The organism is Massilia sp. LC238, from assembly GCF_000735635.1.
In the GTDB taxonomy this organism is placed as follows: domain Bacteria; phylum Pseudomonadota; class Gammaproteobacteria; order Burkholderiales; family Burkholderiaceae_D; genus Telluria; species Telluria varians.
In genome coordinates, this window is record NZ_JNNN01000030.1 from 36,915 (window position 1) to 52,879 (window position 15,965).

Annotated in this window: 17 protein-coding genes; 10 read left to right on the forward strand and 7 right to left on the reverse strand. The window is 64.3% G+C overall.

Annotation, left to right across the window (positions count from 1 at the left end; all coding sequences use genetic code 11):
• Positions 1-12: 12 nt before the first annotated feature.
• Together FG94_RS06130 and FG94_RS06135 are read right to left on the reverse strand one after the other, a co-directional pair.
• Complete coding sequence (locus FG94_RS06130; protein ID WP_081925841.1) at positions 13-2,799, reverse strand: pitrilysin family protein; 2,787 nt, start codon at positions 2,797-2,799, stop codon at positions 13-15.
• 127 nt (positions 2,800-2,926) lie between these two features.
• A complete protein-coding gene (locus FG94_RS06135) occupies positions 2,927-4,090 on the reverse strand; it encodes a PQQ-dependent sugar dehydrogenase (RefSeq protein ID WP_036208519.1) in 1,164 nt (387 codons plus the stop codon).
• A 137-nt stretch (positions 4,091-4,227) separates the two neighbouring features.
• Here FG94_RS06135 and FG94_RS06140 point away from each other — a divergent pair, with 137 nt between their 5' ends.
• From FG94_RS06140 to FG94_RS06150, 3 genes are read left to right on the forward strand one after another with little or no spacing between them, the layout of a single operon-like run.
• Positions 4,228-4,767 (forward strand): DUF882 domain-containing protein, encoded by a 540-nt coding sequence (locus FG94_RS06140; RefSeq protein ID WP_027865613.1) that lies wholly within the window; start codon positions 4,228-4,230, stop codon positions 4,765-4,767.
• A gap of 4 nt (positions 4,768-4,771) precedes the next feature.
• A complete protein-coding gene (locus FG94_RS06145) occupies positions 4,772-5,581 on the forward strand; it encodes a hypothetical protein (protein WP_036208522.1) in 810 nt (269 codons plus the stop codon).
• Positions 5,578-5,877, forward strand: a complete 300-nt coding sequence (locus FG94_RS06150) for a hypothetical protein (protein ID WP_036208525.1) — start codon at positions 5,578-5,580, stop codon at positions 5,875-5,877. Before FG94_RS06145 ends, FG94_RS06150 begins: the two co-directional genes overlap by 4 nt.
• 69 nt (positions 5,878-5,946) lie before the next feature.
• Here FG94_RS06150 and FG94_RS06155 read toward each other — a convergent pair whose 3' ends face one another.
• From FG94_RS06155 to FG94_RS06165, 3 genes are all read right to left on the reverse strand, one after another.
• Positions 5,947-6,522, reverse strand: a complete 576-nt coding sequence (locus FG94_RS06155) for a PEP-CTERM sorting domain-containing protein (protein WP_036208530.1) — start codon at positions 6,520-6,522, stop codon at positions 5,947-5,949.
• Positions 6,523-6,662: 140 nt separating this feature from the next.
• Positions 6,663-6,875 (reverse strand): hypothetical protein, encoded by a 213-nt coding sequence (locus FG94_RS06160; protein ID WP_036208533.1) that lies wholly within the window; start codon positions 6,873-6,875, stop codon positions 6,663-6,665.
• A 12-nt stretch (positions 6,876-6,887) separates the two neighbouring features.
• On the reverse strand, positions 6,888-7,769 hold the full coding sequence (locus FG94_RS06165; protein WP_036208536.1) for an SPFH domain-containing protein: 882 nt from the start codon (positions 7,767-7,769) through the stop codon (positions 6,888-6,890).
• 138 nt (positions 7,770-7,907) lie between these two features.
• Between FG94_RS06165 and FG94_RS06170 the strand changes: the two genes are divergently transcribed.
• The 6 genes from FG94_RS06170 (at position 7,908) to FG94_RS06195 (ending at position 13,639) form a co-directional block, all read left to right on the forward strand.
• Positions 7,908-9,209 (forward strand): M20/M25/M40 family metallo-hydrolase, encoded by a 1,302-nt coding sequence (locus FG94_RS06170; protein ID WP_036208538.1) that lies wholly within the window; start codon positions 7,908-7,910, stop codon positions 9,207-9,209.
• 95 nt (positions 9,210-9,304) lie between these two features.
• Complete coding sequence (locus tag FG94_RS06175) at positions 9,305-10,756, forward strand: sorbosone dehydrogenase family protein (RefSeq protein ID WP_036208540.1); 1,452 nt, start codon at positions 9,305-9,307, stop codon at positions 10,754-10,756.
• Between the two features lie 26 nt (positions 10,757-10,782).
• Positions 10,783-11,226, forward strand: a complete 444-nt coding sequence (locus FG94_RS06180; RefSeq protein ID WP_027865620.1) for a thioesterase family protein — start codon at positions 10,783-10,785, stop codon at positions 11,224-11,226.
• A gap of 155 nt (positions 11,227-11,381) precedes the next feature.
• Positions 11,382-11,990, forward strand: a complete 609-nt coding sequence (locus FG94_RS06185; RefSeq protein ID WP_229445875.1) for an RNA polymerase sigma factor — start codon at positions 11,382-11,384, stop codon at positions 11,988-11,990.
• A gap of 11 nt (positions 11,991-12,001) precedes the next feature.
• On the forward strand, positions 12,002-12,490 hold the full coding sequence (locus FG94_RS06190; RefSeq protein WP_229445876.1) for a hypothetical protein: 489 nt from the start codon (positions 12,002-12,004) through the stop codon (positions 12,488-12,490).
• Between the two features lie 33 nt (positions 12,491-12,523).
• On the forward strand, positions 12,524-13,639 hold the full coding sequence (locus tag FG94_RS06195; protein WP_051996280.1) for a hypothetical protein: 1,116 nt from the start codon (positions 12,524-12,526) through the stop codon (positions 13,637-13,639).
• Positions 13,640-13,704: 65 nt separating this feature from the next.
• Here the strand turns inward: FG94_RS06195 and FG94_RS06200 are convergent, their stop codons facing one another.
• Together FG94_RS06200 and FG94_RS06205 are read right to left on the reverse strand one after the other, a co-directional pair.
• The gene (locus FG94_RS06200) at positions 13,705-14,193 is read right to left on the reverse strand and encodes a DUF3016 domain-containing protein (protein WP_036208547.1); all 489 of its coding nucleotides are present in this window, start codon (positions 14,191-14,193) and stop codon (positions 13,705-13,707) included.
• Between the two features lie 179 nt (positions 14,194-14,372).
• Positions 14,373-14,858 carry a DUF3016 domain-containing protein gene (locus FG94_RS06205; protein ID WP_229445877.1) on the reverse strand — a complete coding sequence of 162 codons (486 nt, stop codon included), beginning with the start codon at positions 14,856-14,858 and terminating at the stop codon, positions 14,373-14,375.
• Positions 14,859-15,136: 278 nt separating this feature from the next.
• Here FG94_RS06205 and FG94_RS06210 point away from each other — a divergent pair, with 278 nt between their 5' ends.
• Positions 15,137-15,877 carry a DNA-formamidopyrimidine glycosylase family protein gene (locus FG94_RS06210; RefSeq protein WP_036208552.1) on the forward strand — a complete coding sequence of 247 codons (741 nt, stop codon included), beginning with the start codon at positions 15,137-15,139 and terminating at the stop codon, positions 15,875-15,877.
• Positions 15,878-15,965 lie beyond the last annotated feature (88 nt).

The window sequence follows — 15,965 nt, forward strand, 5'->3', positions numbered from 1 at the left end:
TTAGAGCGCTCTTTACTGAATCGGCTTGCCGTCCACGTCGATCTTGCGGACCTCGCCGATGTTCAGCGCACGGATGCCCGGCTCGATCTTGCTCAGGTCACCGACCACCACCCATACCAGGCGGTCCGGCGTGAAGCTGCGCGCCGCTAGTGCATTAGCCTGCTCCGGGGACAGCGACAAGACCTTCTGGGTGTAGGTGTTGTAGTAGTCTTCCGGCAGGCCGTACTGCACGATGTTGGTGTAGGCGCTGGTCAGCTGGCCGGCCGTCTCGAAGCCGCCCGGCAGGCCGAGGGTGTTGTTGTCGACCGCCGCCTTCAGTTCTTCCACCGTGATCGGCTTGCCGCCGGCGATGTCGCGGTACTCGCGCACCAGTTCCTGCATCGCTTCACGGGTCTTGTCGGTCTGCACCGGCGAGACGCTCATGAACGCACGCTGGCCGATCGCCGGCTGCAGCGAGCTGCGCACACCATAGGACCAGTGCTTGTCTTCGCGCAGGTTCATGTTGATGCGCGAATTGAAGGAACCGCCGAACAGGTGGTTGACGATTTCCAGCGGCAGCGCGTCCTCGTGCTTGCGCGGCACGGCCAGCTGGGCGCCGACGATCACGCTCTGCAGCGCGCCCGGACGGTCGACCAGGTAGACCACGTTCTTGCCAGGTGCGGCGACCTCGTTCAGCACCTTCTTCGGCACCTCGCCCGCGCGCCAAGAGGCGAAGGCTTTCTCCAGCATCGGCTTGACCTCGGCCAGCGTGGTGTCGCCCACCACCAGCAAGGTGGCGTTGTTCGGCTTGAACCAGGTGGCGTGGTACTTGACCAGGTCATCGCGGGTCATGCGCTTGACCGCTTCCTCAGTGCCGGTGCCGGTAAACGGCTTGGCATACGGGTGGTCCTGGCCGTACAGGATGCTCGGCAGCACGCGCATCGCCATCGTCTGCGGCACGGTCTTCTCGCGTGCGATCGCGGCCAGGCGGTCCTTCTGCAGGCGCTCGAACTCGTTCTGCGGGAAGGACGGATTCAGCACCAGGTCCGCGTACAAGCTCAGCGCCTGCGGCATGGTGGCCTTGAGCGTGTTCATGTACACGATGCCGCTGTCCAGGTTGGCGCCGGCGCCGAAGTTCGTGCCCAGGCTCTCGAAGGCTTCGCCGATCTCGAGCGACTTGCGGGTTTTGGTGCCCTCTTCGAGCATGCGCATGGCCAGGCTGGCAACGCCAGGCTTGTCCGCCGCGTCCGAGGCATAACCGCTGTCCACCAGCATCTGGAAGTTCACCACCGGCGCGTCATGGCGTTCTGCCAGCACGATCTTCAGGCCGTTCGACAGGGTGGCCTTCTGCATTTCCGGCAGCTTCAGCGCCATCGGCTTGCCGATGGCCGGCTCCTTGCTGCGGTCCACGCCCGGCGTGCCCGCGGCCAGGCCGGTCGGGTAGGGATCGACCTGCAGGACGAAGTCGCCGGTGCTGAGCCAGTCGTTCATGGCCTTCTTCACGCTTGCCGGGGTGGCGGCCTTGATGCGTTCCAGGTAAACCTTGTAGCAGTCCGGATTGCCGGTATAGGTCTGGCACGAGGCCAGCAGGTCGCTCTTGCCGCCGAAGCCGCCGACCCGCTCGATCATGCGGGTGTACTGGGCCAGGATGGTGGTCTTGGCCAGGCGCAGTTCGCTTTCCGTCGGACCGTTCTTCATCAATGCCTGCAGTTCTTCGTCGGCGATGCGCTCCATCTTCGCCACGTCGGCGCCCGGACGCGCGGTCAGGGTGATATCGAACTGGCCGCCGATTTCCGAGGCGTCGTCGCTGGCGGATGCGCTGGTGGCCAGCTGGTCCTTGTAGACCAGGCGCTTGTACAGGCGCGAAGTCTTGCCGCCACCCAGCACCAGGGCCGCCAGGTCGAGCTGCGCTTCTTCCGGCGTGTGCGCGCCCGGCACGTTCCAGGTGCGGTAGATGCGCGTCTGCGTCACGCGGTCCTGCGCCACCGTGCGGTGGGTGCCGGTGCGCTTGGCGATCCAGGCCTGGTGCTTGGCCAGCGGCGGGCCCGGCGGAATGTGGCCGTAGTACTGTTCGACCTTCTGGCGCGCCACTTCCGGGCTGATGTCGCCGGACAGCACCAGCACCGTGTTGTTCGGGCCGTAGTTGGTCTTGAACCAGTCCTGCACATCGGTCATCGAGGCCGCGTCCAGGTCTTCCATCTTGCCGATCACGGTCCAGGAATACGGGTGGCCAACCGGGTAGGTATTGGTCACCAGCAGTTCGTAGGCCAGGCCGTAGGGCTGGTTCTCGCGCTGGCGCTTCTCGTTCTGCACGACGCCGCGCTGCAGGTCGAGCGTCTTCTTGTCGACGGTGCCGAGCAGGTGGCCCATGCGGTCGCTTTCGGCGAACAGCGCATAGTCCAGCATCGAGGTCGGCACGTTCTGGAAGTAGTTGGTGCGGTCCTGGTTTGTGGTGCCGTTCAGGTCGGTCGCACCGATGCCCTGCAGCGCGCTCAGGTAGGTCCTCTTGAAGTTGTCGCTGCCGCCGAACATCAGGTGTTCGAACAGGTGCGCGAAGCCGGTCTTGCCCGGCTTTTCATTCTTGGACCCGACGTGGTACCAGGTGTTGATCGCCACCACCGGGGTCTTGCGGTCCTCGTGGACCAGCACCGTCAGCCCGTTCTTCAGGGTGAACTTGGTGTACTTGATGTCGGGGATCGGGATGTCGGGCGTGCTGGCCGCGGACTTGCCTGGGGCCGGGGCTGCCTGGGTGGCGGATACGCCAGTGGCCAGCGCGAGCGCGACGGCCATCTGGAGAGTGCGACGAACGGATACTGCCATTGCTACTCCTCCAAAGGAAACGGCGGGTTGCCGATCCTTGCATTTTAGGCAGCTTTTGTTATTGCAACAAAGAACTAATTGCGCATGGAGGAGGAATCCATGCGCACTGCATCACGCTGTGGGATGTTTACTGCGGCACGATCCGCAGCAGACTGCCCTTAGCCTCGTCGGTGATCGCATACAGGTGCCCGTCCGGTCCCTGGCGCACGTCGCGCACGCGCTTGCCGATGTCCAGGCGCTCCTGCTTGACCACCTTGCCCTTAGCATCGAATGCCACGCGGCGGATGTCCTCGGTGGCCAGCCCGCCCGAGAACAGGCTGCCGTGCCAGGCCGGGAAGGCCGAACCGGTGTACCAGGTGAGGCCCGAGGCGCCGGTCGACGGCGTCCACACGACCAGCGGATTCACCATGCCCGCGACCACGCGCTTGCCGATCGGTTCGCGGGTCTTGTAGTCCAGGCCATAGCTTTGCAGCGGCCAGCCGTAGTTCTTGCCGCCTTCGATCAGGTTGATCTCGTCGCCGCCGCGCGGGCCATGCTCGCTGGCCCACACGCGGCCCTGCGGGTCGACGGTCATGCCCTGGATGTTGCGGTGGCCGATGCTCCACAGCTCGGGCAGCGCGCCCTTCTGCGCGGCCAGCGGATTGTTCGGCGCCGCCTGGCCCTCGCTTGTCAGGCGCAGGATCGAACCATTGTGGCTGCCCACGTTCTGGGCCTGGTCGCGCGCCAGCATGTTGCCGACGCGCGCGGGCGGGTTGCCGCCATCGCCGATGCTCATCAGGATCGTGCCGTCCTTCAGGAACACGATGCGCGAGCCGAAGTGCTGGCCGCCGCTCTTGGTGGGCGAGGCCTTGAAGATCGTCTTGATGGCGTGGACGCGCTTGCCGTCGAAGACACCCTGCACCAGTGCCGTCGAATTCGCGTCCGCGGTGCCGCTGGCCATGGTCATGTAGATGCGCGGGTTCGGGCCCTTGTCGGACGGGTGCACGGCGATGTCGAGCAGACCGCCCTGCCCCTCCGTGAACAGCGCGGGCAGGCCTTCGACCGGGATGGCCTGGACACGCTTGCCGTCGACCAGGTGCAGCGTGCCCTTCTTGCCGGTGACCAGCATGCGGCCATCGGCCAGCCAGGCCATGCCCCATGGCTGCGGCAGGCTATCCGCCACGGTCTCGACTTTCCAGCCCTTGGCGGCCGGCGGCTCCGCCACCGGTTCGACTTCCTGCGCCACGCTACTGGAGCATGCCAAGGTGATCAGGGTGGCAACGGACACGGCATAAGCTTGATAAGTCGTCATTAAAATATCTCCCGGGATTGGTCAAAGCATTAATAAAGTGGCCTTTTTACCGCATTTTCCTGCATTTTCTCTGCACGTTTAACACAAGAGGCGTAGAATTTACGTTTGAGAGAAACTCACCATAAGGATCTCCCACGATGATGCAACGCCGCGCATTCCTGAAGTCCTCCCTCCTCCTCGCAGCACCCACCCTCAGCATCCCAGCTCTTGCCAAAACGGCACAACCCGCCACCGGCGAACGTGTCCTGCGTCTGTATAACACGCATACCGGCGAAAAGCTGAAGAGCACCTTCTGGGCCGAGGGCGAGTTCATCCCCGATGCGATGAAGGACATCAACAAGGTGCTGCGCGACCATCGCAACAACAAGGTCGCCCAGATGGACCCGGAACTCCTGCTGCTGCTCACCCAGCTCAACGACAGGCTGGAGAACAACCGTGAACTGCACATCATTTCCGGCTACCGCTCGCCGGAGTCGAACGCCAAGCTGCACGCCGCCAGCGGCGGCGTCGCCAAGCGCAGCCTGCACATGGATGCCAAGGCGATCGACATCCGCCTGCCTGGCAAGGACCTGAAGATGCTGCACAAGGCGGCCATGTCCCTCAAGGGCGGCGGCGTCGGCTACTACGCCAGCTCGCAGTTCGTCCACATGGACACCGGCCGCGTCCGTTACTGGTAAGGCCATGACGCGGCTCCTGGTCCGCGTCGTCCTCGGCCTGGCCGCTCTGGCCGGGCACCAGGCTGCCCACGCACAAGCTGCCGGGCAGCCCGCGACGGTCAAGGTGCAATCCACCCGCGACCCGGTCGACAAATCCTACAGAAAAATGATCAAGGGCATGGAACGCTTCGAACGCGAGCGTGCCCTGGCACCCACGGCGCCGCTGCGCTTCCAGCTGCTGCCGCGCCTGCCGACCGTCGACATGACGGGCATCAGCCTGCGGATCGCGGGCGATACGCTCAGCGTACCGGTCGAGGTGGCGCCGGACAACAGCTTCGTCCTGCCCCGTAACGAGCAAGCCTTGCGCGAGGACGCGGCCGTGGTCGCCAACCGCAAGACCACCAGCATGACCTGGCGCGCGCAGATCATCACGCCCGGCCTGCCCGCCGGCACGCGGCGCCTGGGCGACATGCGCCTCGAATGCCTGGTGGGCGTCGAGGCCGGACTGGTGTCCAACAGCTCTCCGCTATTCGGCTGGATCGCTAACGCCCTGACCACGCCCGAGCAGGTGTGCAACAGCCCGAATGGCAATTACCTGTTCTTCGCCGAACGGCCGGTGTTTTCGGTGCGTCTGCGCGCCGTGAATGGGGCAAACGAGCGGGTCGAAACCCTGCCCTTCAACATGCTGTATGCGGGTGGGGAACAGAGCAAGGCCGACTTGCTGTACTGCGACTGCCAGGTCATGCTGGACCGTACCTTCTATGCGCCGATCTGGGACAAGTCCTGGCCGGACGACACGCTGGTGGAGTTCGAGTACATGGAGGATGCGCCATGAAGCGGGCCCTGTTCGCGGCGCTCCTGCTGGCCGGCTGCGCTACCACGCCGGCCCCGCCGGGTACCCAGGTGCCGGCCGAGCGGCTGCAGACCGTCGTTCCAGGCACGACCACCAAGGCGCAATTGCTGGCGGCGTTCGGGCCGACCAAGAGCGTCGTGTTCGACAGCGGCTACGAGGCCTGGTTGTATCAGGCCGCAAGCGGCGCAGGACGATTTTTCGAATTTGTCGTTCTTATCGATCCCGCCGGCATGGTTGCAAAGACGCGAACAGGCCCGGCCGCCCAGCCCTCACGCTAAGGCAATCCGGACAATGCCTGCATAAAAAAATAGCCCGCAAGCGCAGCTATTTGATGAGCAAAAAGCGGTTCAGGCCTTTGCTTTACGGCGTGCCGCGAGCAGTCCCACCATGCCGATACCAAACAGCGTGACGCCGAGCGGTTCAGGGACTTCGCCGGACGAGCCTTCCTGGCCTTGGCGGATGCTGGCGTTGAGGGTGACGGTGTTGAAAGTGAAATCGCCGGTAAGGCGGGTCACGTTACCGGACAGCAGACCAGTGGTGCTAAAGGTCAGAAGATCACTGCTCAGCAGCTGGAACGGATAGTTGGCGCCACCGTTGGGAACGTTGATCGACGGGCTCGAATAGATGGTATCGAAGTATACCTGGACTGCATACGACTCCATATTGTTGCTGCCTTTGTCGTTGCCATTGTCGCTCAGCCTGAAGGTCAGCAGTGCCGACTCGATCGTATCGACGCCTTTCTTGAAAGCGAAGCCATCGAAGGTCAGCTGGTTGAGGTTGAACTCGAAACCGGCGCTGGTTTTCGAACCCGATAGTTTGGTATTCGACGTATAGACTGGATTGATGTCGATCAGGGCTGCCTGTGCAAAGGCGCTGGCGGCGAAGGCGGCGGTTGCGACAGCAACCTTGAAGAATTGTTTCATGGACTAGTTACCTCATAATTATTGATGGTGAATATCCCTTATCAAGCAACATCCATGCCACCAAATAATTTCTACTATGAGGAAAGAATTAGTGCCCCTATGAAAAATTCATTAGTGTAAAGAAGTCCGACACCATATTGTTAAATCTTGCCTGATACTTTTTCGCCTACCTCGTCACCACCCTTGCCCCTGGCCTCGACATGCTTGATGCCGCGCCTAGCAAGGCCCTCCCTCAGCAGGAATTCGATTTCCGCGTTCACGCTGCGCAGATCGCGGGCGGCGAGGCGTTGCAACTCCTCCCACAAGGCCGGGTCTATCCGTAGAGGAAACGCTTTTTTGCCAGGACTTGCCATGCTTTTCGGGTGCTAGTTATACAGTGTGCCCGTGTTGACGATCGGCTGGGTTTCCTTGTCCGAACACAGCACCACGAGCAGGTTGCTGACCATGGCCGCCTTGCGTTCGTCGTCGAGCTCGACGATGCCCCGCTCGGACAATCCCCTCAGCGCCGCTTCGACCATGCTGACGGCGCCGTGCACGATCTTGGCGCGGGCGCTGATGATCGCCTCGGCCTGCTGGCGACGCAGCATGACCTGCGCAATCTCGGCAGCATATGCCAAATGGGTGAGCTTTGCATCGAGCACCTCCACACCCGCCGCCTCGAAACGCGCCTGCAGCTCGCGCTGGAGGGCGTCGGCCACCACGTCCATGCCGGCGCGCAGCGTGGTTTCGCCTTCCGGCAGGTCCTCGCCTTCGTCGTAGGCATATTGCGAGGCCAGGTGGCGCAGCGCGGCTTCCGCCTGGATCGAGACGTAGCGCTCGAAGTCATCCACGTCGAACACGGCCTGGGCGGTGTCGCGCACCCGCCAGACAACGGCCGCGCTGATCTCGACCGGGTTGCCGCGCTTGTCGTTGACCTTCAGCGTCGGGGCGTTGAAATTGCGGGCGCGCAGCGACAGGCGCCGCTTCTTATAGAGCGGAAAGGCCCAGCGCAGGCCTTCGCTGCGGTCGGTGCCGATGTACTTGCCGAACAGGGTCAGGATGGCGCTTTCGTTCGGCTGGAGCATGAACAGGCCGCCCAGGCAGACGGCAGAGAACAGGCCCATCGCGAAACTCAGCAGGATCGAGGGAAACTCCCCTGTCCCAAACAGGGAGAGGGCAGCCAGGAGCAGGACAACGCCGGCAGCGGCTGCCAGGTAACCATTCACGGATGAGAACGCCTTTTCGTGGCGCGTATGTGCTGCGTGCATGCTCGACTCCCCTCAGAAAGTAACATCAAAGTGATATCACTTTAGGATCACTAGAAATTATTGTCAAGCAATTCCGACAAGCTTTATGACATCGTGCAAGCGTAGTAGAGTTGCATGTCCCGATGACCGAATGCCGACATGCCGCGCCAGCCTGCCCTCTCCCTCGTACTGAGCCTCCTGCTCGCAGCCTCCGCCCAGGCCCACGGCCTGTCCGCCACCGAACAGCGCATCCTCGAGGAGGTCAAGGCCTGGCAGCCCGAGGCCATCCATCTGCTCGAACGCAGCGCCCGCATCAACAGCGGTACCTTCAACTTGGCCGGCGTGCGCGCCACCGGCGAAGTGTTTCGCAAGGAGCTGGAAGCCCTGGGCTTCAAGACCGTCTGGATCGACATGCCGCGCGAAATGGGGCGTGCCGGCCACCTGGTCGCCAACCGCATGGGCAAGCAGGGCAAGCGCCTGCTGCTGCTCGGCCACCTCGACACCGTGTTCGAACCTGACGCTTCCACCCCGCTGTGGGAGCGCGAGAACGCCACCACGGCGCGCGGCCAGGGCGTGGCCGACATGAAGGGCGGGAACGTGGTCGCGATTGCGGCCCTGCGCGCCCTGCACCGCGCCGGGGCGCTCGAGAACACCACCATCACCGTGGTGTTCACCGGCGACGAGGAAGAAGCCGGCCACCCGCGCGAAGTCTCGCGCCGCGACATGATCGAGCTGGCCAAGCTGAGCGACGTGGCGCTCAGCTTCGAAGGCGCCGTCACCGGTCCCGATGGCCAGCCGATGGCGACCGTCGGGCGCCGCGCCACCGCCTTCTTCGACCTCGACGTCAAGGGCCGGCAAGGCCACTCGCAGGGCGTGTTCGGTCCCGCCGGCTACGGCGCCGTGTACGAGGCCGCGCGCATCCTCGACGGCTTCCGCCAGCAGGTGGTGGAGCCGGGCCTGACCTTCAATCCGGGCGTGATCCTGGGCGGCACCGACGTCACGCTCGACGAGGCCAATGCGAAAGGCACGGCCGCCGGCAAGACCAACGTCGTCGCCAACACGGTGACCGTGCGCGGCGACCTGCGCTACCTCGACTACGCCCAGCGCGACCGCGCCCACGCGCGCATGCGCGAGATCGTCGCGCAAAGCCTGCCGGGCGCCGGCGCCACGATCGCTTTCCGCGATTCCTATCCGCCGATGGCGGTCACGCCGGGCAACCTGAAGCTGCTCGACTTGTATTCGCAGGCCAGCCTGGACGCCGGCCTGGGCGCGGTCGGCGCGGTGCCGGCCACCATGCGCGGCGCCGGCGACATCCAGTTCGTCGCCCCCATCATCGACAGCCTCGATGGCCTGGGCGCCAGCGGCGGCGCGGCCCATTCGCCCAACGAGCGCGTCGACCTCACTTCGCTGGAGCGCTCGGCGATCCGCGCCGCACTGTTGATGTATCGCCTGACGCGATAGATGCCCCGCACGGCTGGCGAAATTCGATGGCAAAGCCAGCCGCTTCGCTGCAGAATAGGCTTGCCGGAGCATTCGCGACCATCCAGGAGGCTGTCATGCGTGCGTGGACATATCTGCTGATCCTTATTTCCTTCTGCATGAGCGCCTGCGGCGGAGGGGGCGGCAACCCCGGCACCACCGGCCCCACCCCGACGCCGCCGACCGCCACCACCGGTTCGCTGGCGATCACCACCAGCGGCCTGCCCGCCGGCGTGAACGCCTCGGTGCGCGTCAACGGCCCCGCCAGTTACCAGCAAGATCTGACTGGCTCACAAACCCTGTCGAATCTCGCGCCCGGCAGCTACAACCTCGCCGCCGCACCCGTGACCGCCGGCGGCGTAACCTACACGCCCTCGCCCTCCTCGCAAAGCGCCGTCGTCAGCGCCGGCGCCACTGCCAGCGCCACGGTGGCGTATGCGAACGCGCCGGTGAACATCGCGCTGAGCCAGGTGGTGGCCAACCTCGACAACCCAACCTACCTCACCGCCCCGGCGGGCGACACGCGCCTGTTCATCGTCGAGCGGGCCGGACGCATCCGCATCGTCGACAACGGCACTACGCTCACCGCCCCCTTCCTCGACATCAGCGGCCGCGTCTTCACCGGCGGCGAAGGCGGCCTGCTGTCGATGGCCTTCGACCCGCAGTTTTCCAGCAACCGCTACTTCTACCTCTACTACACCGACCCGCAGCAGAACATCGTCATCGAGCGCTTCAGCCTGGGCGCCAATCCCAACCTGGCCGATCCGACCTCGGGTCTGGTCATCATCCGCATCCCGCACCCCGGTTTCACCAACCATTTCGGCGGCCAGGTCGCCTTCGGCCCGGACGGCAACCTGTACCTGGCCACCGGCGACGGCGGCGGCGCGGGCGACCCGAACCGCAACGGCCAGAACCTGAACTCCCTGCTCGGCAAGCTGCTGCGGATCGACGTGCGCAACGCAAGTGCCGCCCAGCCCTACGCGATCCCGGCCGGCAATCCATATATCAACCAGGCGGGGCGGCGCGCCGAGATCTGGGCGGCCGGGCTGCGCAATCCCTGGCGCTTCGCTTTCGATGGCAGCCAGCTCTACCTGAGCGACGTCGGCCAGGACCGGCGCGAAGAGGTCAATATCGGCCCGGTGTCCGCGGCAGGACTCAACTACGGCTGGAACACGAAGGAAGGCACGCTGTGCTACAACGCCGCCAGCTGCGAGCGCAGCGGCCTGACCCTGCCGGTCTTCGAATACGACCATGGCAGCAACGACGCCAACGGTTGCTCGATCACGGGCGGCTTCGTCTACCGCGGCAGTGCCATTCCCGGGCTGCAGGGACGCTATTTCTATTCCGATTACTGCCGCGGATTCCTGAAGAGTTTCCTCGCCGGCGGCGCCAGTGTCAGCGAGCAGCGCGACTGGAGCGTGGGCGACATCGGCAACGTGGTCTCCTTCGGGCAGGACGGCCAGGGCGAGTTGTACCTCATGACGTCGCGCGGCATCGTCTATAGAATTGGACCTTCCGCCAACCCATGAGCGATTCATGCGCTTAAAATAGAGAGATGGCACGCTTACAACTTACCTTCCCCGAAGACCAGTTCTACTATTCCACCCCGATGTCGGTACGCGTGACCGACATCAATGCGGGCAACCACCTCGGCAACGACTCGATGATCTCGATGATCTCCGAGGCACGGGCGCGCTTCCTGTTCGAGTTCGGCGTCGCCGAGACCGAGCGCGACGGCACCGGCATCATCGTCACCGACCTGGCCACGACCTACCGCGCCGAAGCGCATGCGCGCGACCAGCTGCTGTTCGAGGTGGGCGTCATGGACTTCAACAAGTACGGCGGCGACATCATCTTCCGCATCACGCGCCCGCGCGACCGCAAGCTGATCGCCATGGCCAAGCAGGGCTTCGTCTTCTTCAACTACAAGTCCAGCCAGGTCGTGATGATGCCGGAAGAGTTCCGCGGCAAGTTCGACCGGGTCAACTGGATCGACTGAGAAGGCTGGCCCGGCAATCGGGCCCAGCTTTTCGGGCCGGGGCTCTCCCGGCCTACCCCCTTTCCGAGCCTGGCCTGCCAGGGCTCGTCGTCATTTTCCAAAATAGTTGGAACTTTTCCGCTGCCTCGGCGGAATACAGGCAAGAGATGACGACCATGACCACGATCACCCCCGACACCGCCGACCACGAACTGCTGCGCCTGACGCATGCGGGCCGCGCCGCCGCCTTCACGACGCTGTACCGACGCCACCAGGGTCCGCTGTACCGCTACGCGCTGATGCGCTGCGGGTCCGCGGACATGGCGGCCGACGTGGTGCAGGAAGCCTTCATGGGCCTGCTCACGAAGCGTTTCGGCTTCGATCCGCTGCGCGGCCAGCTGCAGCATTTCCTGTTCGGCGTAGCGCGCAATGTGATCCTGAAGCTGGAGGAAGCGCGACGGCGCCACGTGGCGCTGCCGGAGCCGCGGGTGGAAGAGGACGGAGACGGCGAGCTGGAGCTCGACCTCGCCTGCGAGGGCGCCGAGCCGCTCGCCCGCCTGCTGGGCAACGAGGCAGCCGAGGAAGTGCGGCGCGCACTCAGCCTGCTGCCGGCGCACTACCGCGACGTGGTCATCCTGTTTGAACTGCATGAACTGTCGTACCAGGAGATCGCCGCGGTCTGCCAGGTGGATATCGGCACCGTGCGCTCGCGCCTGTCGCGCGGCCGGGCGGCCCTGGCCAAGCGCCTGCAGGCGCACGCACCAAGCGCATGCCTCGCGAATTGATGGAGTAGATGATGGATACCAAGGACAAGCAAGACGAACTGGCCCCCTGCTTTGCCGCGCTGCGCAGCGAGCTGGCCGGCATCGACACCCCGCGCTGCGTCGAGAAGGAACTGCTGCAGGCCTTCGAGCGCCAGTTTGCACCGACGAAGCGCCGCTGGTACCAGGCCCTGAGCCTGCCCCAATGGGGCACCGCCGGCGCCCTGTGCTCGCTGACGGTGGTCGTGCTGCTGCTGGCGCATTCGCCGCACCAGGCCGTGAGCGTGAGCAGCCAGCCCCTGGTCAGCTTCGACAGCGGCGGCGCCTTCGTCGCCCTCGATTCGCTCGAGCGGATCGAGGCCGAACCCGATGCGCGGCTGGTCGAGACCGAGGTGCCGCGCACCGCGCTGGCGCCGCTCGGCGTGCCGGTCAGCCCGGAAAACGCGGCCGACACCGTGCGGGCCGAGATGCTTGTCGCCGCCGACGGCCATCCGCTGGCCGTGCGGCTCAGTTCCACCAACTAGGACCAACGATCTTTACCCACAAGAGGACATGACATGAACAAGAAGATTCTGCTTGCAGCACTGCTGGCCTGCGCCTTCGCCCCGGCCCTGGCCGGTGAGATGGGCTTCGACGAAGAACAGGTCGTCGAGCGCCGCATCGTCACCCGCACCGGCGGCGAACTGCAGGCCGGCCACCCGGACGCCATGAACTTCGTCGATGCCGTGGGCGGCGGCGCCACGATGGTGCACATGTCGCGTGCCCGCATGATCAAGAATGCGCCCTACAGCGCCGAGATGGTGTCGGAGCGCACCCAGACCCTGGGCGACGGCAACCAGATCGTGCGCAAGACCAGCACGATGAGCTACCGCGACAGCGCCGGCCGCACCCGCACCGAGGTGCGCGGCGAAGACGGCGAACTGCGCACCGTGACGATCCACGATCCGGTGGAAGGGGTGCGCTATGTCCTGCGTCCGCGCGACAAGACCGCGATCAAGGTCTCGGCGCCGAACGGCGCGGCGATGGCCGCCGTGCGTGAACAGGCCCGCGCGGCCGCCGCTGCCTCGGCCGCCGAGGCGCGCGTGGCCGGCGCCCAGGCCCGCCTCGCCGCCGACCAGGCGCGCACCAGGATCGAGGAATTGCGCCGCGAAGGCAAGCTGCCGGAAGGCGAACGTTTCATCATCAAGCAGGTCGAGCGCTCCGGCAGCAAGGCCGGCGAACACAAGGACGTGCAGATCCGCATCGCCCAGGTGGCGGGACCGCAGGCGGCGGCGCGCGTGGCGCCGGTGCTCGCCGGCGCGCTCGGCGACCACAAATGGGCCGGCAAGGCGGAAACCAAAGACCTCGGCACCCGCGAATTCAACGGCGTGAAGGCCACCGGCGTGCAGCGCAGCTACGAGATCCCCGCCGGCGAGATCGGCAACCGCAGCCCGATCGTCGTCAGCACCGAGACCTGGACCGCGCCGGAACTGCAGGCCGTGGTGTACCAGAAGCGCAGCGACCCGCGCAGCGGCGAATTCGTCTACCGCGCCGACAACCTGAAGCGCGAGGAGCCTGCCGCGGCCCTGTTCACCGTGCCCTCGGACTACACGGTGAAGGATTCGGCGGCGCTGGCCAGGGAAGCGGCCGAGAAAGCGGCTGCGGCGCGTGCGAAGGCCGGCAGGAACGGCTGATCGGCCTACGAAATAAAACGGCGCCTCGGTTCACCGAGGCGCCGGTTGAGTGGATCAGGAAACGATTAGGACTTCTTCTGCAGGATGGTCTTGTCGAACCACTCCTGGATCATGCGCTTCTCGAAGCGCCGGGGTTCGCTGTCGTGCAGGCGGCTGCCGCGCTGCAGGTAGTTCATGTCCGACAGCTTGGCCTTGCCGGTCTGGATCACCTGGCCGTTGGCGCTCAGGGTGTAGCGCAATTCCATGACCGGCCAGTCCGCCATGCCTTTCAGCACGCGCAGGTCGTTCCCGCCGCGCGTGTTCGGGTATTCACGGCCGGCGAGGTCGATGTCGGTCACGTCCACCGTCAGCTCCTGACCGGCCGGCAGCGACTTGCCCAGTTCGACAAAATAATCCGCCAGGTCTTCCAGCACTTCCTTGCGCTCCCATGGCGCGAACGGCAAGTCGGAGAACTTGTCGGACTCCACGTAATTGACGGTCACGCCCGCCGAGGCGGCGCCGGCACCCAGCGCGAGCAGGGCCGCGAGGGCCACTTTGCCAACCAGCGTTTTCATTGCTTTCCCTTTCATTGTTCCGGACCCCTTCATGTTCCGAATATACGCCCTTTGCGCCGCCTTTTCAGTGCCGGATTGTCGGCGTTTTGTATCGAAATGTTAGGTCCGCAAGACAAATGGCTTCGGCAAATGGAAACGGCGCCTTGCGGCGCCGCATTTCCCCCTGCCGGTATGGCGGTTCAGCCAGGCTTCTTGGTCAGGATGGTCTTCTTGAACCAGTCCTGCAGCATGCGCTTCTCGTAGCGCAGGTTGTCCATTTCCATGGACATCTTCACCTTGCGGTTCATGTAGCCCACGTCGGAAATCTGGGCGGTGCCGCTGTCGAACACCTGGCCCTTGCTGCTCAGCGCGTACTGCAGCTCGATCAGCGGCCAGTCGGACTTGCCCTCGAGGACGCGCATGTCGCCGCTGGCACGCTGGCCAGGGTATTCGCGGCCGGCCAGGTCGACGTTGTAGATATTGACGGTCAGGTCGGTACCGGCCGGCAGGTCCTCGCCCAGCTTCTTGATGTAGTCCGCCAGCTTGTTCAGGACATCCTTGCGTTCCCAGTCGCCGCTCGGGAGGTCCGCGAACTGCTCCATGTTGACGTAGTTAACGGTCACTTCCGCCGAGGCGGTGGCGGCGCCCAGTGCGAGTGCGACCGCGAAAGCTGCTTTACTCACCATTTCTTTCATTTCTCCCCCTCCCTTTTAAAGCGGCTAATAAAACCTCCATGGCTGAGTTGTAAGGTCTTGCCGTACAGGTGTACTGTCTTCGACCTTACGCCTTGCCCTGAAGGTTTTGTTAGCCGCTTTTACTGTTCAATATTCTTACCCATCAATAAATATACGCCCTTTGTGTCCGCTTGCCACGCCTCTTTTGTGGAAGTTTTGCATCCAAGAGTTAGATTACGCACAGGGCATATGCCGGGCCTGGCCGACAATGAGGGGGAGGAGGTCGAACCATGCCCGAAGGACCGTCGCTATATATCTTGAAGGAGCTGGTCAGGGATTTCACCGGCCAGGAGATCGTCCGCGCCGACGGCAACGTGCGCGCCATCGACCCGGCGCGCCTGGTGGGCCAGCAGATCGAGGCCATCCACACCTGGGGCAAGCACCTGCTGATCGAGACGCCGGGCATGGTGGTGCGCGTCCACTTCCTGTTGTTCGGCACCTACCGCATCAACGAGCGGCGCGAGGAGAAGACCCCGCGCCTGTCCATCGAAACCGCCAACGGCAACGAGCTCAACCTCTATGCCTGCCAGGTCCGGGAGATCGACCGCGCCACGTATGAGGCCTACGATTTCAGTGCCGATGTCATGTCGGACGCCTGGGACCCGAAGCGAGCGCGCAAGAAGTTGCGCGCCCAGCCCGACATGCTGGCCTGCGACGCCCTGCTCGACCAGGACATCTTTTCGGGCGTCGGCAACATCATCAAGAACGAAGTCCTGTTCCGCATCCGCGTGCATCCGCTGTCGACGGTCGGCGCCTTGCCCGCGCCCAAGCTTCGTCTACTGGTCGACGAAGCCCGCCAATACTCCTTCGATTTCCTGGAATGGAAGCGTCAATACGTACTCAAGCAGCACTGGCTGGCCCATGCAAAACGCATTTGCCCGCGCTGCAACATTCCCTTCCTGAAAGCCAACCTCGGCCGCAGCAACCGCCGCAGTTTCTACTGCGAGCGCTGTCAGAAACGCTACCACTAGGACATGGTTTCCGGCTATGTGACATCGTTAACCAACACTTTTAATGTTGCCTGTTGTTAAGGACTGATGGTCGTACTACAATCGTTTT